The following is a 24,683-nucleotide window of genomic DNA, read 5'->3' as shown; positions in this document are numbered from 1 at the left end:
TATATGCTTCAGGGGTTTTTCAATTCTAATTATTTTCTAGATATAATTATTTGTATGTTCTTGCCCCTTATAATTGCTCTTCCACTCTAGCAAACCAGCTACACATATAAAGAGATTAATAACAGTTAATATTAGCATGAATTTCCGCCTTCTCATTATCCATTCCATCTACGATAAGTCTTTTCTTTTTACAACATTCTCTTAAAGATGATATCGTTTTTATAACATATCTCTACTAGAAAGGAATAAAGAATATGCTAACTAAACATCGAATTTTATTTATTGGTGCCGGTCGTATGGCAGAAGCTATATTTTCCGGATTACTTAAAACAAGCAAAGAGTACATCGAAGAAATTATCGTCTCTAACCGAAGCAACGTAGAAAAGCTAAAACAGTTACAACATCGATATAATGTGTCTACTGCAACAGATTGGAAACAGCATGTTACATCTGTTGATACGGTTGTTTTAGCAATGCCACCTTCTGCTCATGAAGAGTTATTAGCTGAGCTATCTCCGTTAATATCAAATCAACTAGTCGTAACAGTCGCAGCCGGCATTGGACCATCTTATTTAGAAGCTAGACTCCCAAAGGGCACGCCTGTTGCTTGGATTATGCCTAATACAGCTGCTGAAATTGGAAAATCTATCTCCTTATATACAATGGGACAATCAGTAAACGAGATGCATCAAGAAACCCTGCAACTGCTTTTAAAAGGTATTGGTACTTCGCAACTTTGTACTGAGGAAGAAGTTCATCAGCTTACTGCAGTTACTGGAAGTGCACCAGCCTTCCTTTATTACTTTGCTGAAAGCTTAATTGAAACAACAAAAAGTTATGGAGTCGATGAAAAAACCGCAAAACATCTTGTCATTCAAATGATTTCTGGCTCTGCTTCTATGCTCGAACAAACGCAAAATCCAGCTAACCTCCGCGAACAAGTAACAACGCCAGGTGGTTCCACAGCTGAGGGTCTCAAAACTTTATACGAATATAATTTTTCAGAGGCAATTCAAAAAGCAGTAGAAGCAACAAACAAAAAAGCTAGGGGGAAATAATATGATTTTAACAAGTTTAAAAGACTATACAACATTACATAACGGTGTAAAAATGCCTTGGTTTGGTTTAGGTGTTTTTAAAGTAGAAGATGGTTCAGAAGTAATTGATTCTGTAAAAGCAGCAATTAAAAATGGCTACCGCAGCATCGATACTGCAGCAATCTATCAAAATGAAGAAGGCGTTGGACAAGCGATTCGTGAATCCGGTGTTTCACGCGAAGAATTATTTATTACCTCAAAAGTATGGAATAACGATCAAGGATATGAAACAACACTTCAAGCATTTGAAACTACATTAGAGAAATTAGGTCTAGAATATTTAGATTTATATTTAGTACATTGGCCTGTAAAAGGGAAATATACCGAATCATGGAAAGCATTAGAAAAACTTTATAAAGATGGCCGTGTTCGCGCTATCGGTGTGAGTAATTTCCACATTCACCACTTACAAGACGTGTTTGAAATTGCTGAAATTAAGCCAATGGTCAACCAAGTGGAATACCACCCACGTTTAGCACAAGAAGAGTTACATGCATTCTGTAAAGAACATAATATCCAGCTTGAAGCTTGGTCACCATTAATGCAAGGACAACTACTAGATAATCCAACGTTACAAGAAATTGCGACAAAATATAATAAATCAACTGCGCAAATTATTTTACGCTGGGATTTACAAAACGAAGTTGTAACAATTCCCAAATCAATTAAAGAACATCGCATTATTGAAAATGCAAACATCTTCGACTTTGAATTAAGTGCTGATGATATGAAATCAATTCAAGCTTTAAATGAAGATCGTCGCGTTGGTCCAGATCCAGATAACTTTAACTTCTAGTAGAAAAACCACTGCCCTATGCAGTGGTTTTTCCGTTTAATAAAACTGAAAATTTAAACTATATTTCATTTAGTTGACACTTCATTATTCAAGGTGTAAGATTTTGAATTATCAAAGAAACACAAAAATTAATAAAATTTATTCGTTTACTCATTGTATCAAGAGAGGTGGAGGGACTGGCCCTTTGAAACCTCGGCAACAGGTTCATTTTGAATACTGTGCCACTTCCTGCAAGCTTTATGCTTGAAAGATAGAATGAGGGACTTCGTTTATATACGGGTGCATAACTTGTACGTAAAAATCCCTCTTTCTCAATATGAAAAGAGGGATTTTTTATTTTTCATTTCCCTCATCATCATCCAAACTTAATTATTTAGGAGGAAAATCAAATGAAAAAGAAGTTTGTACCCGGTATTGCATCAGTTGTAGGAGTAAGTATTTTATTAACTGGTTGCGGTAGTTATAAAAACGAAGCAAGCGGAGCAAATGCAAAAGACGAGGCACCTAATAAACAGGTTTTAAACTTATCTTCACCTACTGAAATACGAACAATGGATACGGCTCGTGCTACAGATACTGATTCTGGTCAAGTAATGAGAAACGTATTTGAAGGTTTGTATAATCTTGGTGAAGGTAACAAACCTGTTCCTGGTGTTGCAAAATCTAATGAAGTAAGTGGCGATAAAACGAAATACACATTCCATTTGCGAGATTCAAAATGGTCAAACGGCACTCCTGTTACAGCTAAAGATTTTGTGTTCGCTTGGCAAAGAGCCGTAGATCCAGCAACAGCCTCTGAATATGCATTTCTATTCTTTGATATTAAAAACGCAACAAAAATTAACAACAAAGAACTTCCAGCCGACCAACTTGGTGTAAAAGCAGTTGATGACCATACGTTTGAGGTAGAATTGGAGCGTCCTGTTCCGTATTTTATTAGCTTAACAGCGTTCCCAACATTTCTACCAATTAACGAGGAATTCTTTAAAGCACAAGGTGATAAGTACGCTTTAGAAGATAATACAATCTTGTACAACGGAGCTTTTACACTAAGCGATTGGAAGCACGAACAAAGCTTTAAATTCAAGAAAAACCCTACCTATTGGGATAAAGATACTGTCAAACTAGAAGAAATCAATTTTAACGTCGTAAAAGAAAAATCAACAGAAGTAAATTTATTCGAGTCAAAACAATTAGATCGTATAAAACTAACATCTGACTTCGTCGATAAATATAAAAAGGATGCTAACTTTAAAGAACGTCCAAACGTAGGCGTACAATTTTTACGTATGAATCAACAAAACAAAGTGCTTCAAAACGTTTCTGCACGCCAAGCAATTGATCAAACAATTGATAGAAAATCCTTTGTAAATACGTTATTAAATGATGGATCTACACCAACATTTGGTCTCGTTCCAAAAAACTTTGCAAAAGGACCTGAAGGAAAAGACTTCCGTACTGCAAATGGCGATTTAACAAAAGTTGATACAAAATCTGCACAAGAGTTATGGAAAAAAGCTAAACAAGAGCTTGGTTCTGAAAAGATAACATTAGAATTATTAACGAGTGATGCTGACCTTGATAAGAAAACTGGTGAATTCTTAAAAGGACAACTAGAAAAGAATCTAGATGGATTAACAGTAAATATAAAACCGCAACCGCGTAAGCAACAAGTTTCGCTTTTATTAAAAGGTGACTACGAAATCGGAATCGATGGCTGGAGCCCTGACTTTGCGGATCCAATTACATTCCTTGAGCTATTTACAACGAATAACCCTTATAACTTAGATCATTACTCTAATAAGGAATTCGATGAAACAATAGCAAAAGTGAAAACAACTTTAGCTGGTGATGAAAAAGCTCGCTGGGAAGCATTACTAGCATCCGAGAAAATATTATTTAAAGACTCTGTTATCGCTCCTCTTTACCAAAAAGGCGAATCTTATTTAGAACGTTCTTATGTGAAAGGAATTGTGCAAGTAGACTTTGCAGGGCAATTAAACTTCAAGTGGGCAAAAATTGAAAAATAAAGTGAAACTTTAATAAGTGGGGGTTTCTTCATCCCCACTTATTATTAGCCCACACCAATTGTTTTTTTAGCAAAATATATTAAAAATAGGTTCTCTCACACATGAGAATCCGCTTTTTCAATATATTATTCTAAGAAATTAACAATCTATTTTTATTATTGACATATAGTTCTTTCCAGTGTTAATATTCTAAATAATCAAAGAAACGAAATATTTCACCATCAAAATATAATGTCTACTACGTTGAAACATATAACGATAGATTATAGATCAACATGTATATACATATAGAACACCTGATTACCTATAAACAAATATTTATAATAGGTTTTATCTCCTTCTATAGCTACTTCAAGACATGGACATTATGACGTTACGAACAACACATTTAGGGAGGAACGAACAATGAAGAAAAAAGTTATACCTGTTGTTGCATCTGTTTTAGGGGCAAGTCTATTACTAACTGCTTGCGGGGGAAATAAGGATAATGCAAGCGGAGCGAAAGCAAACGATAAAGCACCTGATAAACAGGCAATTAACTTATCATTCGCTTCAGAAATTCCAACAATGGATGTTGCAAAAGCAACGGATGGGGAATCCATGAACGTAATGCGCAATGTTTTTGAAGGGTTATATGCAATGGGAGAAGATAATAAACCGGTTCCTGGTGTCGCTGAGTCGGTTGACATTAGTCCCGATAAAACAAAATATACATTCCATCTGCGTGATTCAAAATGGTCAAACGGTACTCCTGTTACAGCAAAGGACTTTGCCTTCGCTTGGCAACGTGCCGTAAATCCTGATACAGCAGCTGAATACGCATTCTTATTCTTCGATATAAAGAATGCGAAACAAATAAACCAAAAACAATTGCCAATTGATCAACTAGGGGTCAAAGCTGTTGATGACAAAACGTTAGAAGTACAACTAGACCGTCCTGTTCCCTACTTCTTAAGCTTAACAACATTCTCAACATTCTTACCAATTAATGAAGAGTACTTAAAGTCTCAAGGCGATAAATATGGTTTAGAAACAAATCATTTAATTTACAACGGTGCTTTCACATTAGAGAACTGGAAACATGAACAAAGCTTCCAATTGAAGAAAAACCTTAACTATTGGGATGCTAAAACTGTAAAACTAGAAGAAATCAACTTCAATGTCGTTAAAGATAAGTCTACAGAAGTGAACTTATATGATTCAGGACAAATTGATCGTGTTGCTTTAACTGCAGAGTTTGTTGATAAATATAAGAGCGATCCAAACTTCAAAGAACGCGCTGAAGTCGGCATTCAATTCTTACGACTAAATCAGAAAAATGAAACATTAAAAAATCAACATGCACGCCTTGCTATTAACGGCGCAATGAATAAAAAAGCTTACGTAGAAACAATCTTAAATAACGGCGCGGTTCCAGCTGAAGGAATGGTTCCTGCGAAATTCGCAAAGAGCCCAGAAGGCAACGACTTCCGTAAAGAAAATGGTAATCTAGTCAAGGATGATGTGAAAACAGCGAAAGAAAACTGGAAAAAAGCAAAACAAGAACTTGGTACTGACAAAGTAACAATCGAACTATTAACAAGTGACAATGCTTTAGCTAAAAAGACTGGTGAATATTTAAAAGGTGAATTAGAAAAGAACTTAGACGGATTAACAGTGAACTTAAAACCACAACCACGTAAACAACAGCTAAAACTACTATTAAGTGGTGACTATGAAATTGGTATTGACGGCTGGGGCCCTGACTTCGCTGATCCAATTACATTCTTAGATCTATTTACAACAGATAGTACTTATAACTTCGATAAATACTCTAACAAAGAGTACGATGAGCTAATTCATAAAGTGAAAACAGATTTAGCTGGCGATGAAAAAGCACGCTTTGAAGCAATGAAGCAAGCTGAAAAAATTCTATTACAAGACGGCGCTGTCGCTCCTTTATACCAACAAGGTCGTTCTTACTTACAACGCTCTTTCATTAAAGGACTTGTAACAACTGACTTCGGTGGTGAATTTAACTACAAGTGGACAGAAGTTGCAAAGTAACAAAAGTAAAAGGTATCCCACGAAGGATACCTTTTTACTTTTATACAACTTTAACTACAGAGCTTCCTCTTCCCTTTGCCATTCCTTTTATAGCTAAAATCATACCTGCTACTAATTGTATAACCAATACAATAACTAATAATGAAATAATATTTCTTTCTAAACTAACTCCTCCAAATATTATTGTATAATAGCCATTTCCTGCATATATTGCAGGAAATAATTCACTGATTGTTTGGTATGTTTTAGAAAGCATTTCATGTGGTACAATTACACCCAAACTTACAAGTTGTAACGATAGTGAGATGATATTAAAAATCATACCTGCATTTCCAAAAACAGTTACAACCATTTGTGTTAATGAAAGAAAGGCGAAGAAGACTATTGTCAATAATCCTCTTTTCCTTCTTTTTGCATTGAACCAAAACTCATCATACATATAAACACAAACATCAAATATGTTCTCCACGTCAAAGAAGGTATATGCCCTGACCAAAGATAGCTAACTAAATAATTAACTCCCATAATACAAGACGATATTACTAAACTAATACTTATTAGTTTTACATATTTGAGCATATCTTTTCTCCTTGTTTTTTATTTTTCTACTTCTTCAAATTGTAGATTCACCGGCTCTTCTAAAAGTGTTTCATAAAAGTTCTCTGCCAAATCTGTTGAAGGAATTTTTTCATCTACTTCATCAAATCGAATACTATCTAGCCACACACAACCTTCTCCTGATAATAAAACACCAAATGCAATACCAAGTGCTTCTTCTTTTATATCTAATACAACCGAGTACGATTGCCAGTTATTCGTATTTTTAATGGGGCGATTTTGCATATTATCCATAGCGAGCGGTTCTGTATCTTTTCCATCTACTCGCATCCACAATCCTGCCCAATCTCTTACATTTTCACTCTTAATAAATGCTGTAAAACGTAATCTCTTTCCTACATATTTATCCGCTCGGAACATTTGCATTAATGTTGAAAATCCTCCGTGCGTAACATTCTCTTTTGCTTTTATGTATGCAGATACTTTCCCCTGATGGACAACTTCATAATCTAAACCCATCTCATATTCAGCAGGATGACTTCCACTTAAGATCCATCCTTTCGGTATACCTTTTTGCATTGAAACACCCTCTCTTTCTATATAAAATAACTGAAAGTACTTTCGATATTTCTTTGGTGGCAATTGAAACATTCTTTTAAAAGCTCTCGTAAATGCCTCTTGTGAGGAAAAACCGTATTGCACTGCAATATCAATAACAGCTCTCTCCGTTGACACTAAAACTTGCGCAGCATGAGTTAACCTTCTCTTTCGAATATAATCTGTTACACTCATCCCAACATATCTTTGAAAGATGCGATGAAAATGGTACATCGATACTGCACTGTGAGATGCCACTCTTTCTGTTGTAAGCTCCTCATGTAAGTGATTCTCTATATATTCAATTGATTTTTTTATTATCTCTTTATATTCTTCATGCATTTTAGCCCCTCCTCACAACTTCAATTTACCATATACATACAAATCTTTTTTGATTTAAATTGCGGATTAGCCCTTGCAACTACAGAATAATAATTTATTTTCAACACATACATAATTACATGTTTTTGGGAAAAACTTGTATAGAACGAATTTACATAAGGAGGAATTTATAATGAGAATTCTACTATCAGTTTTATTAGCTCTTATGCTAGTACCTGCATTAACAGGATGTAAAGCTCCTGCAAAAGAAGACACAACTTCTAATAAAAAGACGACTGAAGAAGCAAAAAATGAGGCTCCTGCAGATTTAAAACTAAACTTCAATGAATTCGATTTAAAGGCAGACTACCAAGATACAAAGAAAGACTACGAAGCAGACTATAAAAATGTAGCAGCTGATAAGAAAATGGAAGCAAAAATTGAAGATCATAAAGCAGATGTAAAATTAACAGGAGACGAGGCTATCACAAAATTAAGCCCACTCTTACAAGAATTAAAATTTGATAAAAATACTGCTGACCAAGAAGTAATCGATCAAGTAGTGAACGTGTTCAAACTTGATAAAGACTATCAAAAATTTGATTTAGAAGTTGTCTTCTCTGATGGAACGAAAAAAGAATACAAAAGAGAAATAAAATAAAGAAGTAGGCGGTTGCCTACTTCTTTATTTTTTAATTTTTGCGTATCTTAATTCTGGACTAGAACCAATAATGAATTGGACACCAGATACTGATGATTTTTGTAAATATGAGGCACTTGGGAAAATAATTGGGATTAATGGTGAATCTGTAAACATAATATCTTCCGCTTTATGTAATAATTCAAAGCGCTTATCCTCGTTTTGTTCAACTTTTGCTTCTTTTATTAAAGCGTCAAATTCTTTATTATGCCACTTTGCATAGTTATTCGGACCATCACCTGCATATAAATCTAGTTTAGTAATTGGATCTAATAAAGAGCCGCCCCATCCCATATAAGCTAATTGGAAATCACTTTGCTTGTATGTGTCGATGTAACTCTTCCACTCTTTATTTTCTAATTTAATATCTACGCCAAGATTTTTCTTAAACATTTCTTGCATTGCTTCTGCTACTTTTTTATGTTGTGTATCTGTAGTGAATTTTAATGTTACTTCAGGTAATGTAGACCAGCCTTGTTCTTTCATGCCTTCTTCTAATAACTTTTTCGCTTCTGCTGGATCAAATTTAACGTAATCACCTTTTTCTTTACGGAAATCACGGCCACTTTGTGTTTTTGCTCCTTCTGGAACGAATGCATATGCTTCTTGCGCATTATTTTTATACAATTTTTCAACGATAAATTTACGATCAACCGCTAATGAAAATGCTTTACGTACCTTCGCATTTGTAAACGGCTCTTTTTCTACGTTAAACGAATAAATATACGAAGAGAAACCTGCAACACGCTTATATTCTTTATTTCCTTTTTCTTTTTCGATCATCTCTTGTGGTAAACCACTTAGTAAATCTAATTCTTTGGATTTAAATAATTGATACGCTGTTTTAGAGTCTGGAATAATACGAAACTCAATTTCTTTTAGAGTTACCTTTTTATCATAGAATTCTTTATTTTTTTGTACTGTAATAGCCTGGTTATGCTTCCACTCTTTTAACGTGAATGGCCCATTCGTAATTAACTCTTTTGGATCTGTTTTTAATTTATTATTATCATCAATCGACTTTTTAGCTAATGGAATAAATAGTGAGCTTGCTAGTTTTTGTTTAATAGAAGCAACTGGGTGTTCAAGGGTTACCTTTAATGTTTGAGGATCAACAACTTGAATACCAACTTGCCCCTCTTCACCTTTCCCAGTATTATACGCCTCTGCCCCTTTAATAAAATACATTTCTGTCGCATTCATAGAACCCGTTTTTGGATTTAATAATCGCTTCCATGCAAATTCAAAATCATTTGCTGTAATAGGCGAACCATCTGACCATTTAATATCTTTCTTCAAATGAATTGTATATTCAGTTCCATCAGCATTTACTTCTTCTTTCTCCGCTAATTCATTTTGATATTTCCCATCACTATCTTGCGTATATAAACTTGAAAACAACTGCCCAATTATATAACCTGACGTGCTATCTGTTGCAATAGCAGAATCAAGTGTATATGGATCACTACTAATATTCGTTACTAATCGATCGCCTTCTCCCTTACCAGCACTCGCCTTTGGCGTTTCTTTCTTACCGCAAGCAACAGAAGTAATTGCTAAAACAGTCATAATGACAAACAGTAAAAACTTCTTCATCCTACATTCTCCTTTAACCTGAAATTTTTGGTGTTGATGCTAATAATGTTTTTGTATAAGAATGTTGTGGATTACGGAATACTTCGTCCGTATTTCCAAATTCAACAAGTTCTCCTTTGTATAAGACAGCTACTTTTTCACATAAATAGTGAACCATCGGTAAATCGTGAGCGATGAATAAATATGTATAACCTTGTTCTTTTTGGATTTTTTGCAGCAGATGTACAATTTGAATTTGCAATGAAACGTCTAATGCTGAAATTGGTTCATCAAGAATCAATACTTCTGGCTCACACAATAACGCTCTTGCAATAGCGATACGTTGACGTTGTCCTCCGCTAAATTCATGCGGATATCGATCAATATATCTTCTATCTAATCCAACACGCTCCAGGGCATCACCCGCTACTTTATCCTTCAATCCTTTATCACCTAAACCGAATGAAATATAACCCTCCGTTACGCTATCGCGTATTTTCCAGCGCGGATTTAATGCAGCTGTAGAATCTTGAAAAATGAACTGTACTTTCTGTAAAAAATCTCGCTTATGAGCTGACTTCAGCATGTGAACAACTTGACCGTTATAATCAATTTCACCAAACGTTGGACTCTCAATCCCTGCTATGAGCTTTCCAAGTGTTGTTTTTCCTGAACCACTTTCACCAATAATGCCAAGTGTTGTTCCTTTCGGGATAGAAAGTGATATATCTTTTAACGCTGTGATTTCTTTACTTTTACTTCCATATGTTTTCGTTACTTGCTTTACAGTAATTAAATCTGTCGTCATGAGGCATTCACCTTCTCTTTTGATTTCGCTTTATTATGCTCCAGAACATGCTGCCAGCAATGTGAACTATGCTCCTTAGAATACGTTGTTCTCTCTGGGAAACGATGAATACATTCTTTTATGGCTACTGGACAACGATTTACAAAAGGACAACCAAAGCTATTTAATGTTTCAATGGAAGGTGTCGTTCCTTCTATAGCACGTAATACCTTTTCGGAAACATCCATATTCGGAATTGCTTGTAATAAGCTTTTCGTATATGGATGTTTAGGAGAACCTATTACCTCCTGTATCGTTCCTTTTTCAACAACACGTCCCCCGTACATAACAACTACTCGATCAGCTACCTCACGTACAAGTGCCAAATCATGTGTAATTAATAAAATACTCGTATTTTGTTTTTCTTTTCTTTCTTTTAATAGCCCCATAATTTGTTTCTGAATCGTTACATCTAACGCTGTTGTCGGCTCGTCTGCAATTACAAGCTTTGGATGACAAGCAAACGCAATTGCTAAACAAATACGCTGCCTCATCCCCCCGCTTAATTGATGTGGGTACTGTTCAAAGCGTTTCTCTGCTTCATGTATCCCTAAATCTGTTAACAAGTTAATCGCAATTCCCTTTGCCTCTCTTTTCGACTTTTTCCCATGTTGCAAAATTACTTCTGTAATTTGTTTGCCTACCTTCATCGTTGGGTTTAAAGATGAAAGCGGATCTTGAAATATAAAGGAAATATCTTTTCCGCGAATTTGATTCCATTCTGATTCTTGTAAATTCGTTAATTCCTCTGATTGGAAAGATACATTTCCATCATCGATATGAATTAATTCTTGATTCAAGCCGATAATGGATTGTGCTGTAACACTTTTTCCTGAACCACTTTCTCCTACAAGTGCAACTATTTCACCTTCGTTAATAGAAAAGGAAACATGTTTCACAATTGCTTGCTTACTATTCTCTTTTTCAACGGCTAACGTTACGTTTTCTAAAGATAAGATTTGTCCCATGTTTTTTCTCCTTTCGATTCCGTTTGACGATTTTTGGATCAATTGCATCTTGCAAACCATCACCAATTGCATTAAATGCGAACATAATGAGTGCAATCATGATTGCTGGGAAAAATAGCTGCCACCATTCTCCGCTCAATAATGTCCCGAGTGCATCATTCGTCATCGTCCCCCAACTTGCCGCTGGTGATTGTACCCCAAGTCCTATAAAGCTTAAAAATGATTCTGAAAAAATAGCTGCTGGAATTGTAAATGATAAATTGACGATAATAATCCCTGTTAAATTCGGAATTAAATGCCCATATATAATTTTCATATGTGATGTACCTAATCGCTCTGCTGCAATAACAAACTCTCGTTGTTTTAAAGACAATACTTGTGCTCGAATGAGACGAGCCATTCCAATCCATCCCGTTAATGCAAGGGCGATAATAATGGTGAAAAGACCTGGTTTCATAACAATTAATAGTAAAATAACAATTAATAAATATGGGATGCCGTATAATACTTCAATTCCTCTTATAATCCACTCATCAATTAACGTTCCAAGGCGATTACGCCCTCTCACATATCCACTAAATCCACCAATCAGTACACCGAGCCCTATATCGAGGGCAGCTGCTACTAATCCAACTGTTAGTGAAATCTTCCCACCAGCCCAAGTACGTGCCCAAATATCTCTCCCTAGATCATCTGTTCCAAACCAATGTTCACTACTCGGCGGTAAATTTGTTGCCTCTTTTACTTGTTCACTCGCAGTAAATGAAGTTAAACTTTCGCCAATAAGCGAGAAAACAATAATTAGCAATAACGTCACTGTTCCTAAAACTGCGATTGGATTCGATATAAACTTACGAAACACTTCTTTCTTTCTGCTAATCGTTTGCTGATTTTTATTTATCGTTAATTCTTTTTTCTCTTCATTTGTTAATAACTGGTCATTAATTTCATAAGCCCCCATCTAAACATCCCCCTCCTTACGTAATAGAACGAATACGTGGATCAACAATACGGTGAATAATATCTGTAATGAAAATACAAGTAATTAATAATGCACTATAGAAAATTGTTGTTCCCATAATCACCGGATAGTCTCGGTTAAAAATACTATCTACAAAATATTTTCCTAGGCCAGGAATTGAAAAGATTTTTTCAATAACGAAAGTCCCCGTTAAGAGTCCAGCCATTAACGGTCCAACAAATGTAAGTACTGGAACAATCGCATTTCGAAGAGCGTGTCTTATAATAATCTTCTTAATTGGTATGCCTTTTGCTCTTGCTAACTTAATATAATCACTCTGCAGTACTTCGATCATATTAGAACGAACAAACCTTGTAATCACTGCGATTGGCCCTAACGCTAACGCAAAGGATGGCAATACTGTATGTTCGAATGTTCCCCAAGAGGCTACTGGTAAAAGCTCGAATTGAATAGCGAATACTTGTATAAATAGTGGTGCTAAAATAAAACTTGGAATAGAAATACCTAGAATTGCGAGCAAACTCACACTATAGTCAATTACTTTCCCATGATATAGAGCAGCAAATGTACCTGCAGCAATTCCGACTAACAACGAAATAACAAGTGCTTGTAGACCAATAATTGCTGATGGACCAAAGCCAGTTGTTATAATTTCTGATACACCTTGCCCGGTTGATTGAACAGATTCACCAAAATCAAAATGAACTACACCGTCTAAATAAGCCACATATTGATTCCACAACGGTTCATCAAGGTGATACTTCGCTCTCATGTTTTGGATCACTTCTTCAGGAAAGATTTTTGCATCTGATGAAAATGGATCCCCCGGAATAATATGCATAATTAGAAATGTCACCGTCGTAATAACCCATAGCGTGAACACCATAACTGATAATTTTTTAATTACATACACTTCAATAACCCCCTAAACACATATATTTACTTAGTTTCATGAACGTACTTTTTCCATTACTCCCTTTTCTCTTTTTAGAATACAAAAAGCCTTGATCTTAAAAAATAAGATCAAGGCTTAATAAACAAAGGCCCATCACTTATCTTTCAAGACTTGCTTGCTGGAATTAGCACGGTGTTCCTACTACAGAACCCGCTGCTGAGGTGTCATAGGGCCAGTCCCTCTACCTCTCTGGATAAGTAAATTGCTATATTATTATTTGGTTCAAATTGTATATTTCGAATTATAATTCTGGAAAAATGAAAAGTCAATCAAATTAGGTATATTTAGAAAAATCAGTTTTTAATCCATTTATCGAAATTACATTTTTCAGCTTATAATAAAAAGAAATGATGTTAAAGGAGTTATAAGATGGACCCCTTACTTCTTGCTACTATAGGATTACCCTTAACAATCGTTATACTTGTCATCATCGGCTTCTATAAACTCTTTATTAAAAAGAAACGTATTACTTTTTTTATACTCCTTTCGATAATATTACCGGGCAAACTATTTCCGAATTTCACGAAGAGCAGAAGGTATTAGTATCCGAGGATGAAGATGAAGATGAAGATGGTAAAAAGAAAAAATAACCTTGCACAGGCAAGGTTATTTTTTCGTTTCTGCTTGAAAACGTTTATAGTATGTCGATGCTGTTGCAAAATTAATTTCTATATCACGAATCAACGATGAATCTTCTTCTTTAGCTAACTTCTGTAATTTTTTCATTGCTTGCTCCGATTCATTCAAGAAACCAACATATACTTCATGTTCTTGCTCTTTCGACTTCGGCACACGAATTTCTTTACGTATATGATCAATATCTTCTAACATGCTCGTTGTTACCTTTTGCACATCTTCTTTATATGTAGCAGTCGTTATTTCCTTACCGCCCTTTTCTTTTGCTACTTCAAATAACTGCAGTGCTTTATTAATTTCTTTATTCATTTTCATATCGTATTTTTCATGTACTGCACGGTATTCTTTCATCTCTTCTGTTTGTTCTGTAGATTGCTCTACCTTTTCTTTCGGTTCTTTCGTATCTTTATTTCCATTACATCCTGCTAGAAGGAGCATTCCTCCCATTACGGCAATACCCAAAACCTTCTTCATCTCTTCTTCTCCTTTTATCTACAACTATTACTCATTATAGTTTCTTTTATCTCCACTTGTTATTATACCGAGAACATCCTACTTTTTACACTTAAGACGACACCGTAATATATATACCAACATGTTTGTCACAGTATCGTCACTTTATACAAATAACTTTTGCAATGCTTTACTACATCACCTTACAAAACTGTATGAGGTATTTCAAAGAAATGAAAAAAGAACTGATTCAAACATTCCCTTTGAATCAGTTCTTTTTTGTTAAGCCTCTAGATTTTGTTTTTGCTGCAGTTCAAACTGTTTCTCACTTCTTCTGGCCATAAATAGATAACATAACACTGCTCCTACTTCACAAAGCGCAATAACAATACCCATCGGTAATGCTGTATTACTTCCACCGATACCTACTAGCGGAGCAACAAGAGCTCCTGAAATAAACTGTAATAAACCTAATAAAGCTGATGCTGTTCCTGCAGCTTGTTTCTGATTTCTCATCGCTAATGAGAACCCAGTTGTTGATACAACCCCGACACTTGATACGACAAGGAATAACGAACATAAAACACCAATTAAACCTATTCCTAGTACGATTGTCAGTAGTAAAGATAGGCCACCAACAGCTGCGATAATAATACCCGCAACAAATAATGTCTTCTCATTCACTTTCCCCGCTAAACGACCCGTTACCTGACTAGCAATAATAATACCGATGCCGTTAATCGCAAAGAATAAACTAAATTGCTGTGGTGATGCTCCGTATATGTTCTGCAACACAAATGGTGAGCCCGAAATGTATGCAAACATTGCCGCTGTTACTAATCCTTGTGACAATGCATATCCCATAAATAGACGTTCCTTTAACAATTTTCCGTACGTCGCCAAAGTCCCTGACAAACCACCTGTTTCTCTTTCTTCAGGAGGTAATGTTTCACGCAATACAAAAGTAGCTGAGATTAACATGAATACGCTAATTGCTCCAAGAACGATGAAAACACCGCGCCACGTTGTAAACTGTAACAATTGCCCCCCAATAATCGGTGCCAAAATAGGTGCTGCTCCGTTTACTAACATAAGCAGTGAGAAAAACTTCGTCATTTCAGAACCTGAGTACATATCTCTTACCATCGCACGTGATATAACAATCCCGGCTGATCCTGAAGCTCCTTGTAGGAAGCGCAATAATACTAATGTCCAAATAGATGGCGCAACAGCACAAAGTAAAGAAGAAGCAACATAAATAATAAGAGCAATAATAAGTGGTTTGCGTCTTCCGTAAATATCACTAATTGAGCCAACAAATAATTGCCCTACTGACAACCCAAGCAAACAAGCTGTTAATGTAAGCTGCGCTAGGGATGCACCTGTTTGCAAGTCATCCGTTAACTTCGGTAATGAAGGCAAATACATATCAATAGATAATGGCCCAATCGCCGTAAGTGTCCCTAATACAAGAATCATCCACAACCTGTTTGCCTTTACAGGTTTATATATTTCGTGATTAACTTCATTCACTTTTTCAATTCACCCTTTCCTATACACACTGAATCGTAACAATTATAGTTACATCATAAACATACGTCAAGTACAGTGCATTTTCCTCTTTCATAATGTAAAAAAAGCGATAGAAATTCTACCGCTTTATTTTTTCACATTGCTATTCGTAAATTTAGATACCGAGGCCATCGTCTCTCCCGTATCTAAATATGTAATTTGAATTGGGTCTCCTACTTCTGTAAACATAGCATATGGGAATTTCTTCACCGGTATCATAAATACCTTTTGTTCATTCTCTAAAAGTACGTACACGATTGTATTTTCACCTGATTTTTCTTTATATACACGTTGTACAATACCTTCTTTTTGTGCTTCTTTTCCTGTTGAGGTTGGTCTAAATGTATCACCATTACCGCTCATTACGTTTTTATAATTCTCAAGCGCTTCTTTCTGCGAAGAACCTGTCGCAAATATTTTTGCATTAGCAGCATATACAACTGTATGCGCACGTACTAGGCCTCCGTCATCAACAACCGGAATAATCCAAGCTGGTTTACCGTATACGTTATAAATGACAGGCATTGTCCCATGCCATTTCTCTCTCTTAAAGGAATTATCTACTACTTCTGTAGCTGCTGAACCATCCATAATCCCCTTTACTTCTTTTCCATTATAGTAATATAGCTTGCCTGTGCGTGCATCTACTAATGAATAGCCTAGAGCTGAATCTACTCCTTCTTTTGGAGAAGTAAAGTCTGTAAAATAATACAGTGTTCCATCTTTACCAAAGATCGGGGTCACGCCTTCTTTCGTTCCCCACTCAGTCGGAATTTTCATATCTGTTTGCGAGAATTTCGTATTCCAAAATCCGTGAATATATTTGCCAAAGTACGTATTTAACGTAGATGCAGTCTCATGATTTAATACACCATCAACAAATTTAGGTGCCTTTCCTTTATCATATCTTTTCACTTCACCTGTTTGTGCATCTACTACGACAACACCTTCTACCTCAAATCCAGATCTTCCTGAAATAAATTCACCATACGTCATTGTATAATATGGTTTTCCTTTATCATCAACCTCAAATTTAGGTTTTCCTTTAAAGATTAAATTTGGTTCTGCTTGCCTTACCACACGCTCTAAATTATTACCCAAAAACATGCTTGGCACATATTTCATTTTATAACCGAGGTGCAGTTTCGCTTCCGCATCAGGATTCGTACCTGACATCGTTACGTACCCTGGAATTGTCTCAGCTTTACGCGCTTTAAAAAATCCTGAAACTTCAATCGGCGCTACATATAAAGCCTCGCCGTTTACCATTTGTGGCGTTAATTCTCCTAGCTCAAAATAAGCTACTTTTGGAATATCACCAAATACTTTTTTCATCTTATTCTCCGCTGTCTTTGGCGGCACTGTAAACGGCTGGTCATTTTCAGTAAATGGCTCTGAAATATCTTTCTCTACCTTAACAACAGAATCATATTTCTTTTGCGAGATTACTATATCGTGCAAATAACCAAAGTAGCCGTAACTTGCGAGTAAAATAAACATTAGAAGTCCTTTTAATGTACCTTCTAATTTCCCTATTTGATCTTGTGAAAATAAAACAAGCCCAATTAAAATTGCTACTGCAACAGAATAATGAGTAAGAATCGAATCTACTCGATCATCAATTAGCCAAAAGTATTCATAGATTGCAATACCTATCCAAAATAAAACAGGAATAACTAAAATAGATGATTTCTTACCCTTTACAACCTTCTTATCTCCCTTCTTATCCACTGCTCGAAGCTTACTACTACTTCTTGTCCATGGAATCAAAAACAAAGTAAGAATAGCTAAAACTACAAATTTCATCAAAGGCACTGTCCCCTTTTCTTTTGCATTCCCTTTTAGTATAACAAATAAAGGTTATTAAGGTGAAAATAGGAATAGTTATATTTTTTTACTACTTAATACAATCCCGCTCACTACATATAGAATAGATGCAATATAAAAAATTGTACCAATCGTAAAGAAATCTACTAAATATCCCGTGGCAATAACCGCTACTGCTCCGCCAATGGATGTCCACACATGGTATTTTCCAATCTCATAACCAGCCTTTTCCTGCGCAACCTTTCGTGCTAACGAAGTCTTCTCAGTATTACGCTGCACAGCACCTAAAACGCCCATTACAATTTGAAGAATATACACATGCCAAACTTCCGTGGCAATTGGAAAGCAAAGCATTAAGATTGCCATGGACCAAGCGTATATGATTAATAATTTTTTATCCCCTACTTGATCAGATACCTTTCCCACTAGTGGATATACAAGTGCTGATGTTAAAGCAAATAAGCCATACGCCCAGCCAAATTGCGAGAAGCTATTTCCAACGTTTCGAAGCAATAATATATAAAAAGGAAATACCATACTTCCTGCCATCATGATGATACTTTGCGAAGCCACAAATCTTCTATATGTCATTTCGTATACTCCCTATAAAATAAATTCACAAATCTCTCTTCTGAATCTACTTCCTTCTTTTTCTTGAGAAATTCTTCAATGCGAGGATATGCCCTCTTTAACTGCTCTTTCGTTGGATAAGAATAATACGGCAAATAGTAACTACCATTATGCTTTAAAGTAATATCAATCATCTTTCGAATGACATCCTCTGTTTTCTTTATCTCACTCTCTGAGCGTCCCTGGTTAATCAAAAGAACCAGCGCAAACATATCATCTTTCGCATAGGACAAAACTGCATTTTCATTCTTTTCCACGTAACGAATCGTAATGTTGAGTAAATTAAACTCTTCTTCATTTAATACGTTACGTAAATCATCTATATACTCTGTGAAAGCATCTATAGGCACAAAGTATTCTTGTAACACTTCGGTCCTATTTGGATTTTCATATTCCATAAAAGCACTATCTGATCTCATAACGTTATTACGCGTCTCATACTTTCCATCTGTACGTTCAAAATAACCTCTTTGTATATCCCAAAATGTATTCTTTCCCCAATCACTATAACGTGATAACCCAAGTAAAAATTTCGGTGCAGCTATAATATTTTCTTCCTTTAATTCACTGTACTCTTCTCTCATATTTTGATTTTGTGCCAAAGTATAATCTGTCACATACATCTCTTTTAAAAATGAATTTGGAGCAACAGAAATACGCGCTAAGTGCATACGAACATTCTCATCTCTTTTCACTTTCTCTTTGAAATAAGATGCGTATTCTTTATAATCTATCATTCTCGTGTGCATTTCATATAATTCATCATCTGTTAACTTCAGCGTCACATCTAAAATAACTCCAAATAAACCGTAACCCCCAATGACATATGGAAATAACTCTGCATTTTCTTCTCTACTTACATTACGTACCGTGCCATCTGCCATTAACAATCTAAATGAATCTACTGTATCAATCAGTGCCTCATGACGAATATCACGCCCGTGTACATTTACACTTAATGAACCGCCAACAGTAAAAATATTTTGAGACTGCATGACCTGTACCGCAAGGCCATAAGGATTTATTTTCTTCTGAATATCATTCCAGGTGACACCACTTTGAACTGTAATCCGCTTCTTCTCTGGATCAAATTCTAATATTTTATTATATCCTTTCATATCGAGCATCGTGCCATTCGGATAATATGTCTGTCCTCCTTGGCTATGTTGCATGCCTGCAATGGAAATTTTCTCTCCTGAAACTTTTGCATCTCGCACTAATTTTATTAACGAGTGCTCTTCCGTAGCACTTTCAACACGTTTTATTTTTGTCGGAAGCAATTTACCTACATCACTCATAATAGGATGATCAATTTGTTTTTTATACGTATGTACAGACGTTGCAAGCAAAACCGTATATGCGACAATGACCGCTGCTATCTTTCTTTTTTTCAAAGGACACTCTCCTTATTAGCAACAAAAAGAGATACCCTTTCTTTCAGGTACCTCTCTTGACAGTGATTACTTTGCTGCTGGCAATTGTATTGGATCAAATTTATCATACGATGTAAACTTTGCATCCGTAATAATGTGCGCTTTATCCTCACCATTGCTACTCATAACCATATCTATCTTTGCTGATTCATATTTAAAATCTTTTGTAATAATATATTCCCCATCTATTTCTTCTATCTTTGCATTTTGGCCTTGTAGCATTTGTTTCTGCTTTTCATCCATACTAGCTAGCATACTCTCTGTCTCTTGCCCTTTTAATGCAAACTTCAGCTTATAATTATCTCCACTTTTCTCCATCTTCACTTTATTTAAAATTTCCGATGGAATCTCTAAATTATCTACCATTCCTTGAGTCGCGTTCATTCCGTTAGCATTCAATTGTTCCTCTGGTACAGACATAATTTCACCCGTATTAGGATTTTTCAACTGACCAGCAATTTTGCCACCCACATCATAAACAACAACCTCTGTACCAGAAACATTCATTTCAGAACGAGAATTTTTTTTCTTCGGCTCTAGTTGCATTTTAGCCTTTATTACATTCATCTCTGTTCCTTCAGCCTTTATTCCCACATCATATGTCATCGTTACATTTTCTTCGTTTTTAAAAGCTTCATTCGCTTTATTAAAAACATCCTTCGCTGTTAATTCCTTTTCTTTCTGCACAGCTTCTTTTTTCGGTTCGTCAGTCTTTTTTGTTTTCTCATTACTACACCCTACTCCTAGACCGACTGCAAGTACTAAACTTGAAATTAAAATAAGTTTTTTCATAACGTCCCCTCCTTCCCAAAAATAATATCATCTCTTTTCCTATGAAATCTATATAATTCGTAATATTTATCTTTAAATTTATTTCCTATATAACAACATGTTTGAGAAAAAGTTTAAATATGATGTAAATAATAACAACTCATTTCAGGAGGTCATTATGAAAGCGATTATTTGTACAAAGTACGGACCACCTAATGTTCTCCAGCTTCAAAATGTAGAAAAGCCTAAACCTAAAAAAAATGAAGTATTAGTTAAAATTCACGCAACAAGTGTATCGACTGGAGATTGTAGAATACGTGGCTTTAATAGCCCCCTCTTATTTTGGATTCCTATGCGGATCATATTAGGTTTCAGAAAACCGAGAAAACCTATACTTGGCGTAGAGTTATCCGGTGAAATCGAAGACATTGGAACAGATGTAACACAATTTAAAAAAGGAGATCAAGTTTTTGCATTAACAGAACTAAACCTTGGTGGTTATGCGGAATATACATGCGTGCATGAAAGTGGATTAATAGCATTAAAACCTACCAATGTGACATATGAAGAAGCTGCCGTTATTCCTTTCGGCGGAACTTCAGCATTGCACTTCCTTAGAAAAGGACAGATAAAAAAAGGGCAACGAGTACTTATATACGGCGCCTCTGGGTCAGTAGGGACAGCTGCCATACAACTTGCTAAATACTTCGGGGCGACTGTCACAGCCATTTGTAGTAGTTCGAATTTCGATCTAGTAACAACTTTAGGGGCAGACAACATAATTGATTATATGAAAGAAGATTTTACTAAGCAGGGCGAGCACTACGATATTATATTTGATGCAGTTGGAAAATATAAAAAGTCTCTTTGTACAGATGCATTAATGCCTAATGGAAAATATGTATCTGTGAACGGAATGATGGCAAAGGTCAGTAAAGAAGATATGAACCTACTAAAACAACTAGCTGAAACAGAAAAGCTAAAACCTGTTATTGATAGAACTTACCGATTAGAAGAAATTGCTGAAGCTCATATATATGTAGAAAAAGGACATAAAAAGGGGAACGTTTCGATTATCTTAAAATAAAATATATTCCGAAAATATCATTGACAATTCTTTTTGTACGATTTACTATTAGTACCATATTCAAAACTACATACACATACTCTTATCAAGAGTGGCGGAGGGACTGGCCCGATGATGCCCGGCAACCGAGCTTATGACGTATAAGCTAAGGTGCTAATTCCTGCAAAACGAGTTTTCGTTTTGGAAGATAAGAGAGGAATCTATTTCGTCTATTCGGCACCTCTCTTATTTTTGGGAGGTGCTTTTTATTTTGGAACGTATATGAAGGGGGATTTATAGATGAAAAAGGTATTATTAAGCATTGTAAGCGGAGCAGTATTATTATTAGGCGCATGTAGCGTGAGTTCAGATAAAGAGGTAAAAGCATTAGACGAGAAAAAGATTACTGTCGGTGTAACAGGTGGACCACATGAACAAATTTTTGAAAAGGTAAAAGAAGTTGCAGCAAAAGATGGTCTCGAAATTGATATAAAAGTATTTAATGATTATGTAGCGCCAAACGTATCTTTAGATGAAAAAAGCCTTGATGTAAATAGCTACCAAACGAAATCGTATTTAGATGTATTTAAAGCTGAACGCAATATGAAATTAGCTGAAGTATTTTCAACAGTAACATTCCCTATGGGCGTATATTCTAAAGATATAAAAGATGTAAAAGACTTAAAAGAGGGCGACGCAATTGCTGTACCAAATGACCCAACGAATGAACTTCGAGCTTTAAAATTATTTGAAAAAGCAGGGGTTTTAAAAGTTGATCCAAAGGCTACAGAAAAAGCGACTGCAAAAGATGTAATTGAAAATCCAAAAAAATTAAAGATTGTCGAATTAGAGGCATCTCAATTACCAACACAACTAAGTGAAGTGAAAGCAGCTGCAATTAACACAAACTTTGCATTAGGTGCAAAATTAAGTCCAGCGAAAGATTCTATCTTCCGCGAAGGAAAAGATTCACCATATGTGAACTGGGTCGTTGTTCGTACTGAAAATAAAGATGATGCCGTTGTAAACAAATTAAAGAAAGCTTATCAATCTAAAAAAGTAAAAGAGTTTATCGAGAAAAAATTTGATGGTTCAGTTTTACCATCTTGGTAGGAGCTTACGATAATGATTGAATTAAAAAACATATCCAAAGTATTTACAACAAAAAAAGGGAATGTTGAGGCTCTTAAGTCTACTTCCCTTAAAGTAGAAAAAGGCGAGGTATTTGGAATCATTGGGTATAGTGGCGCTGGTAAAAGTACATTGATTCGATGTGTAAATTTATTAGAAAAACCAACGACAGGAAATATCATTGTAAACGAACAAGACTTAACAACGTTATCGACAAAAGAACTAGCAAAATCGAGACAAAAAATCGGAATGATCTTCCAAGGATTCAATTTACTTAAAACTGTTACCGTTTATGAAAATATCGCATTACCGTTACGGCTTGCTGGCATTCCAAAAGCAGAAATTGAAAAAAGAGTAGAAAAGTATTTACGCATTGTCGATCTTTTTAATAGAAAAGATGCGTATCCAAGCGAACTTTCTGGTGGTCAAAAACAGCGTGTTGCAATTGCTCGTGCGCTATCACATGAACCTGAAGTGTTATTAAGTGATGAAGCAACGAGCGCATTAGATCCCGAAACAACCGATTCTATCCTTGATTTGTTATTAAAGATTAACGAAGAAATCGGAATTACGATTTTACTCATTACACATGAAATGAATGTCATCCAGCGTATATGTGACCGCGTTGCTGTTATGGAACATGGATCTGTAGTCGAAAGTGGGACTGTAAAAGATATTTTCACAAACCCACAACATGTAACCACGAAGAAATTTGTAAATAGCGCATTTGCAGCGAAAATTCCAAAAGAGGTACAGAAAGAACTACAAAGTACTGGAGAAATTGTAACACTTTCATTTATTGGCACTACTTCAGGGGAACCTGCCTTAGCCGTTGCCACAAAACGTTTCCAAGTGTATCCGAATATTTTATCCGGTAATATTACGCAGTTAAAACATGAAGCATATGGGAAACTAGTCGTTCATATGCAAGGGGAACAAAATGAAATCCACCGTGCTTTATCATTTTTACAAGAGCAAGGAATCATCGTAGAAGGAGGTAGAACAGATTATGGGAAACAAGTCCTTTTTGGATGAATGGGGTAAAGTCATATGGGAAGCCACAATCCAAACCTTTCAAATGACATCTATCTCATTACTCATCTCGATCCTTATTGCATTACCACTTGGCGTCACACTTGTTTTAACGAGACCTGGTGGACAGCGTGAAAATAAAATCATCTATCCTATTCTTAATACAATTATTAATATCATTCGCTCTCTTCCATTTATCATTCTATTATTCTTTATTTTACCTTTTACAAAGTTTCTAATGGGAACGTCCATTGGCGTGCAAGGTGTTATCGTACCGCTTGTCGTCTTCACAGCCCCTTATATCGCACGTTTAATGGAGACAGCTTTACTAGAAGTCGATCGCGGTGTCATTGAAGCCTACCAAGCGATGGGAGTCTCTACTATAAAAATCATTTGGCACGTCATGGTGAAAGAAGCTCGTCCCTCCCTTGTACTCGGATTAACAATCGCAACGATCGGCTTAATCGGCGCAACAGCAATGGCTGGCCTTGTAGGTGCTGGCGGGCTAGGGGATTTAGCATACCGCTTCGGACATTTACGCTACGAGCCTGAAGTAATGTATGCAACCGTCTTTATTTTAATTATCCTCGTTCAAGGATTACAGTCTTTAGGGAATGGTGTTGCACGAAGATTGAAGAAAGATTAAAAAAGAAGGCATCT

Annotated in this window: 23 protein-coding genes, 1 pseudogene and 3 riboswitches; of the genes and pseudogenes, 10 read left to right on the top strand and 14 right to left on the bottom strand. The window is 35.7% G+C overall.

What is annotated here, in order from left to right; translation table 11 throughout:
* The first annotated feature begins 254 nt into the window (after positions 1–254).
* From proC to N2V80_RS01095, 4 genes are all read left to right on the top strand, one after another.
* Positions 255–1,058 (top strand): pyrroline-5-carboxylate reductase, encoded by an 804-nt coding sequence (proC, locus tag N2V80_RS01110; RefSeq protein WP_000956279.1) that lies wholly within the window; start codon positions 255–257, stop codon positions 1,056–1,058.
* 1 nt (position 1,059) lies between these two features.
* The gene (locus N2V80_RS01105) at positions 1,060–1,893 is read left to right on the top strand and encodes an aldo/keto reductase (RefSeq protein WP_000604192.1); all 834 of its coding nucleotides are present in this window, start codon (positions 1,060–1,062) and stop codon (positions 1,891–1,893) included.
* Positions 1,894–2,045: 152 nt separating this feature from the next.
* Positions 2,046–2,150: riboswitch (SAM riboswitch) on the top strand.
* Positions 2,151–2,282: 132 nt separating this feature from the next.
* The gene (locus tag N2V80_RS01100; protein ID WP_061654876.1) at positions 2,283–3,923 is read left to right on the top strand and encodes a peptide ABC transporter substrate-binding protein; all 1,641 of its coding nucleotides are present in this window, start codon (positions 2,283–2,285) and stop codon (positions 3,921–3,923) included.
* 405 nt (positions 3,924–4,328) lie between these two features.
* Positions 4,329–5,969: a peptide ABC transporter substrate-binding protein gene (locus N2V80_RS01095; protein ID WP_000730941.1), complete on the top strand. Its 1,641-nt coding sequence runs from the start codon at positions 4,329–4,331 to the stop codon at positions 5,967–5,969.
* A 40-nt stretch (positions 5,970–6,009) separates the two neighbouring features.
* Here the strand turns inward: N2V80_RS01095 and N2V80_RS01090 are convergent, their stop codons facing one another.
* From N2V80_RS01090 to N2V80_RS01080, 3 genes are read right to left on the bottom strand one after another with little or no spacing between them, the layout of a single operon-like run.
* Positions 6,010–6,360 (bottom strand): hypothetical protein, encoded by a 351-nt coding sequence (locus N2V80_RS01090; protein WP_000156943.1) that lies wholly within the window; start codon positions 6,358–6,360, stop codon positions 6,010–6,012.
* Positions 6,357–6,548, bottom strand: a complete 192-nt coding sequence (locus N2V80_RS01085) for a hypothetical protein (protein ID WP_000922552.1) — start codon at positions 6,546–6,548, stop codon at positions 6,357–6,359. The genes N2V80_RS01090 and N2V80_RS01085 overlap by 4 nt, the downstream gene beginning before the upstream one ends.
* A gap of 18 nt (positions 6,549–6,566) precedes the next feature.
* Positions 6,567–7,466 (bottom strand): helix-turn-helix transcriptional regulator, encoded by a 900-nt coding sequence (locus tag N2V80_RS01080; protein ID WP_061654877.1) that lies wholly within the window; start codon positions 7,464–7,466, stop codon positions 6,567–6,569.
* 172 nt (positions 7,467–7,638) lie between these two features.
* On the opposite strand from N2V80_RS01080, the gene N2V80_RS01075 reads away from it, so the two are divergent.
* A complete protein-coding gene (locus tag N2V80_RS01075) occupies positions 7,639–8,106 on the top strand; it encodes a YusW family protein (RefSeq protein ID WP_001221553.1) in 468 nt (155 codons plus the stop codon).
* A 24-nt stretch (positions 8,107–8,130) separates the two neighbouring features.
* Here the strand turns inward: N2V80_RS01075 and N2V80_RS01070 are convergent, their stop codons facing one another.
* Genes N2V80_RS01070 through N2V80_RS01050 form a run of 5 tightly spaced genes read right to left on the bottom strand, consistent with a single transcriptional unit; the run spans position 8,131 to position 13,430 of the window.
* Positions 8,131–9,741 carry a peptide ABC transporter substrate-binding protein gene (locus N2V80_RS01070; RefSeq protein WP_000714099.1) on the bottom strand — a complete coding sequence of 537 codons (1,611 nt, stop codon included), beginning with the start codon at positions 9,739–9,741 and terminating at the stop codon, positions 8,131–8,133.
* 13 nt (positions 9,742–9,754) lie between these two features.
* Positions 9,755–10,528, bottom strand: a complete 774-nt coding sequence (locus N2V80_RS01065) for an ABC transporter ATP-binding protein (RefSeq protein ID WP_000205679.1) — start codon at positions 10,526–10,528, stop codon at positions 9,755–9,757.
* Positions 10,525–11,535, bottom strand: a complete 1,011-nt coding sequence (locus N2V80_RS01060; protein ID WP_000529796.1) for an ABC transporter ATP-binding protein — start codon at positions 11,533–11,535, stop codon at positions 10,525–10,527. The genes N2V80_RS01065 and N2V80_RS01060 overlap by 4 nt, the downstream gene beginning before the upstream one ends.
* Positions 11,492–12,496, bottom strand: a complete 1,005-nt coding sequence (locus tag N2V80_RS01055; protein WP_000501529.1) for an ABC transporter permease — start codon at positions 12,494–12,496, stop codon at positions 11,492–11,494. Before N2V80_RS01055 ends, N2V80_RS01060 begins: the two co-directional genes overlap by 44 nt.
* 16 nt (positions 12,497–12,512) lie before the next feature.
* Complete coding sequence (locus N2V80_RS01050; protein WP_000289322.1) at positions 12,513–13,430, bottom strand: ABC transporter permease; 918 nt, start codon at positions 13,428–13,430, stop codon at positions 12,513–12,515.
* A gap of 136 nt (positions 13,431–13,566) precedes the next feature.
* Positions 13,567–13,672: riboswitch (SAM riboswitch) on the bottom strand.
* 169 nt (positions 13,673–13,841) lie between these two features.
* Between N2V80_RS01050 and N2V80_RS01045 the strand changes: the two are divergent.
* Positions 13,842–14,062, top strand: a pseudogene (locus N2V80_RS01045) (DUF3951 domain-containing protein).
* A gap of 16 nt (positions 14,063–14,078) precedes the next feature.
* Here the strand turns inward: N2V80_RS01045 and N2V80_RS01040 are convergent.
* The 6 genes from N2V80_RS01040 to N2V80_RS01015 form a co-directional block, all read right to left on the bottom strand.
* Positions 14,079–14,582, bottom strand: a complete 504-nt coding sequence (locus N2V80_RS01040; RefSeq protein WP_000756517.1) for a hypothetical protein — start codon at positions 14,580–14,582, stop codon at positions 14,079–14,081.
* A gap of 261 nt (positions 14,583–14,843) precedes the next feature.
* On the bottom strand, positions 14,844–16,103 hold the full coding sequence (locus N2V80_RS01035; RefSeq protein ID WP_253859310.1) for a multidrug effflux MFS transporter: 1,260 nt from the start codon (positions 16,101–16,103) through the stop codon (positions 14,844–14,846).
* Positions 16,104–16,220: 117 nt separating this feature from the next.
* The gene (locus N2V80_RS01030; protein ID WP_000674050.1) at positions 16,221–17,939 is read right to left on the bottom strand and encodes a DUF3981 domain-containing protein; all 1,719 of its coding nucleotides are present in this window, start codon (positions 17,937–17,939) and stop codon (positions 16,221–16,223) included.
* 78 nt (positions 17,940–18,017) lie between these two features.
* Positions 18,018–18,551 (bottom strand): MFS transporter, encoded by a 534-nt coding sequence (locus N2V80_RS01025; protein WP_000222367.1) that lies wholly within the window; start codon positions 18,549–18,551, stop codon positions 18,018–18,020.
* A complete protein-coding gene (locus N2V80_RS01020; RefSeq protein WP_000746276.1) occupies positions 18,548–19,984 on the bottom strand; it encodes an FAD-binding oxidoreductase in 1,437 nt (478 codons plus the stop codon). The genes N2V80_RS01025 and N2V80_RS01020 overlap by 4 nt, the downstream gene beginning before the upstream one ends.
* Before the next feature lie 66 nt (positions 19,985–20,050).
* Positions 20,051–20,815 carry a DUF6612 family protein gene (locus tag N2V80_RS01015; protein ID WP_000733612.1) on the bottom strand — a complete coding sequence of 255 codons (765 nt, stop codon included), beginning with the start codon at positions 20,813–20,815 and terminating at the stop codon, positions 20,051–20,053.
* Positions 20,816–20,972: 157 nt separating this feature from the next.
* Here N2V80_RS01015 and N2V80_RS01010 point away from each other — a divergent pair, with 157 nt between their 5' ends.
* From N2V80_RS01010 to N2V80_RS00995, 4 genes are all read left to right on the top strand, one after another.
* Positions 20,973–21,881 carry an NAD(P)-dependent alcohol dehydrogenase gene (locus N2V80_RS01010; RefSeq protein ID WP_000643862.1) on the top strand — a complete coding sequence of 303 codons (909 nt, stop codon included), beginning with the start codon at positions 20,973–20,975 and terminating at the stop codon, positions 21,879–21,881.
* A 79-nt stretch (positions 21,882–21,960) separates the two neighbouring features.
* A riboswitch (SAM riboswitch) is annotated at positions 21,961–22,075 on the top strand.
* Between the two features lie 85 nt (positions 22,076–22,160).
* A complete protein-coding gene (locus tag N2V80_RS01005; RefSeq protein ID WP_061654878.1) occupies positions 22,161–22,973 on the top strand; it encodes a MetQ/NlpA family ABC transporter substrate-binding protein in 813 nt (270 codons plus the stop codon).
* Positions 22,974–22,985: 12 nt separating this feature from the next.
* A complete protein-coding gene (locus N2V80_RS01000) occupies positions 22,986–24,026 on the top strand; it encodes a methionine ABC transporter ATP-binding protein (protein ID WP_000571318.1) in 1,041 nt (346 codons plus the stop codon).
* A complete protein-coding gene (locus N2V80_RS00995) occupies positions 24,001–24,669 on the top strand; it encodes a methionine ABC transporter permease (protein WP_000527151.1) in 669 nt (222 codons plus the stop codon). The genes N2V80_RS01000 and N2V80_RS00995 overlap by 26 nt, the downstream gene beginning before the upstream one ends.
* Positions 24,670–24,683: the final 14 nt, after the last annotated feature.

This window comes from Bacillus sp. FSL W8-0640 (assembly GCF_038007725.1).
GTDB lineage: Bacteria > Bacillota > Bacilli > Bacillales > Bacillaceae_G > Bacillus_A > Bacillus_A cereus.
This window is presented reverse-complemented; position numbering and strand designations above follow the sequence as displayed.

What these genes read in the sequence shown, in the direction of transcription:
- proC (WP_000956279.1), top strand. Translation starts at nt 255, where the DNA reads ATGCTAACTAAACATCGAATTTTATTTATTGGTGCCGGTCGTATGGCA.
- N2V80_RS01105 (WP_000604192.1), top strand. Translation starts at nt 1,060, where the DNA reads ATGATTTTAACAAGTTTAAAAGACTATACAACATTACATAACGGTGTA.
- N2V80_RS01100 (WP_061654876.1), top strand. Translation starts at nt 2,283, where the DNA reads ATGAAAAAGAAGTTTGTACCCGGTATTGCATCAGTTGTAGGAGTAAGT.
- N2V80_RS01095 (WP_000730941.1), top strand. Translation starts at nt 4,329, where the DNA reads ATGAAGAAAAAAGTTATACCTGTTGTTGCATCTGTTTTAGGGGCAAGT.
- N2V80_RS01085 (WP_000922552.1), bottom strand. Translation starts at nt 6,548, where the DNA reads ATGCTCAAATATGTAAAACTAATAAGTATTAGTTTAGTAATATCGTCT.
- N2V80_RS01080 (WP_061654877.1), bottom strand. Translation starts at nt 7,466, where the DNA reads ATGCATGAAGAATATAAAGAGATAATAAAAAAATCAATTGAATATATA.
- N2V80_RS01075 (WP_001221553.1), top strand. Translation starts at nt 7,639, where the DNA reads ATGAGAATTCTACTATCAGTTTTATTAGCTCTTATGCTAGTACCTGCA.
- N2V80_RS01070 (WP_000714099.1), bottom strand. Translation starts at nt 9,741, where the DNA reads ATGAAGAAGTTTTTACTGTTTGTCATTATGACTGTTTTAGCAATTACT.
- N2V80_RS01065 (WP_000205679.1), bottom strand. Translation starts at nt 10,528, where the DNA reads ATGACGACAGATTTAATTACTGTAAAGCAAGTAACGAAAACATATGGA.
- N2V80_RS01060 (WP_000529796.1), bottom strand. Translation starts at nt 11,535, where the DNA reads ATGGGACAAATCTTATCTTTAGAAAACGTAACGTTAGCCGTTGAAAAA.
- N2V80_RS01055 (WP_000501529.1), bottom strand. Translation starts at nt 12,496, where the DNA reads ATGGGGGCTTATGAAATTAATGACCAGTTATTAACAAATGAAGAGAAA.
- N2V80_RS01040 (WP_000756517.1), bottom strand. Translation starts at nt 14,582, where the DNA reads ATGAAGAAGGTTTTGGGTATTGCCGTAATGGGAGGAATGCTCCTTCTA.
- N2V80_RS01030 (WP_000674050.1), bottom strand. Translation starts at nt 17,939, where the DNA reads ATGAAATTTGTAGTTTTAGCTATTCTTACTTTGTTTTTGATTCCATGG.
- N2V80_RS01025 (WP_000222367.1), bottom strand. Translation starts at nt 18,551, where the DNA reads ATGACATATAGAAGATTTGTGGCTTCGCAAAGTATCATCATGATGGCA.
- N2V80_RS01015 (WP_000733612.1), bottom strand. Translation starts at nt 20,815, where the DNA reads ATGAAAAAACTTATTTTAATTTCAAGTTTAGTACTTGCAGTCGGTCTA.
- N2V80_RS01010 (WP_000643862.1), top strand. Translation starts at nt 20,973, where the DNA reads ATGAAAGCGATTATTTGTACAAAGTACGGACCACCTAATGTTCTCCAG.
- N2V80_RS01005 (WP_061654878.1), top strand. Translation starts at nt 22,161, where the DNA reads ATGAAAAAGGTATTATTAAGCATTGTAAGCGGAGCAGTATTATTATTA.
- N2V80_RS01000 (WP_000571318.1), top strand. Translation starts at nt 22,986, where the DNA reads ATGATTGAATTAAAAAACATATCCAAAGTATTTACAACAAAAAAAGGG.
- N2V80_RS00995 (WP_000527151.1), top strand. Translation starts at nt 24,001, where the DNA reads ATGGGAAACAAGTCCTTTTTGGATGAATGGGGTAAAGTCATATGGGAA.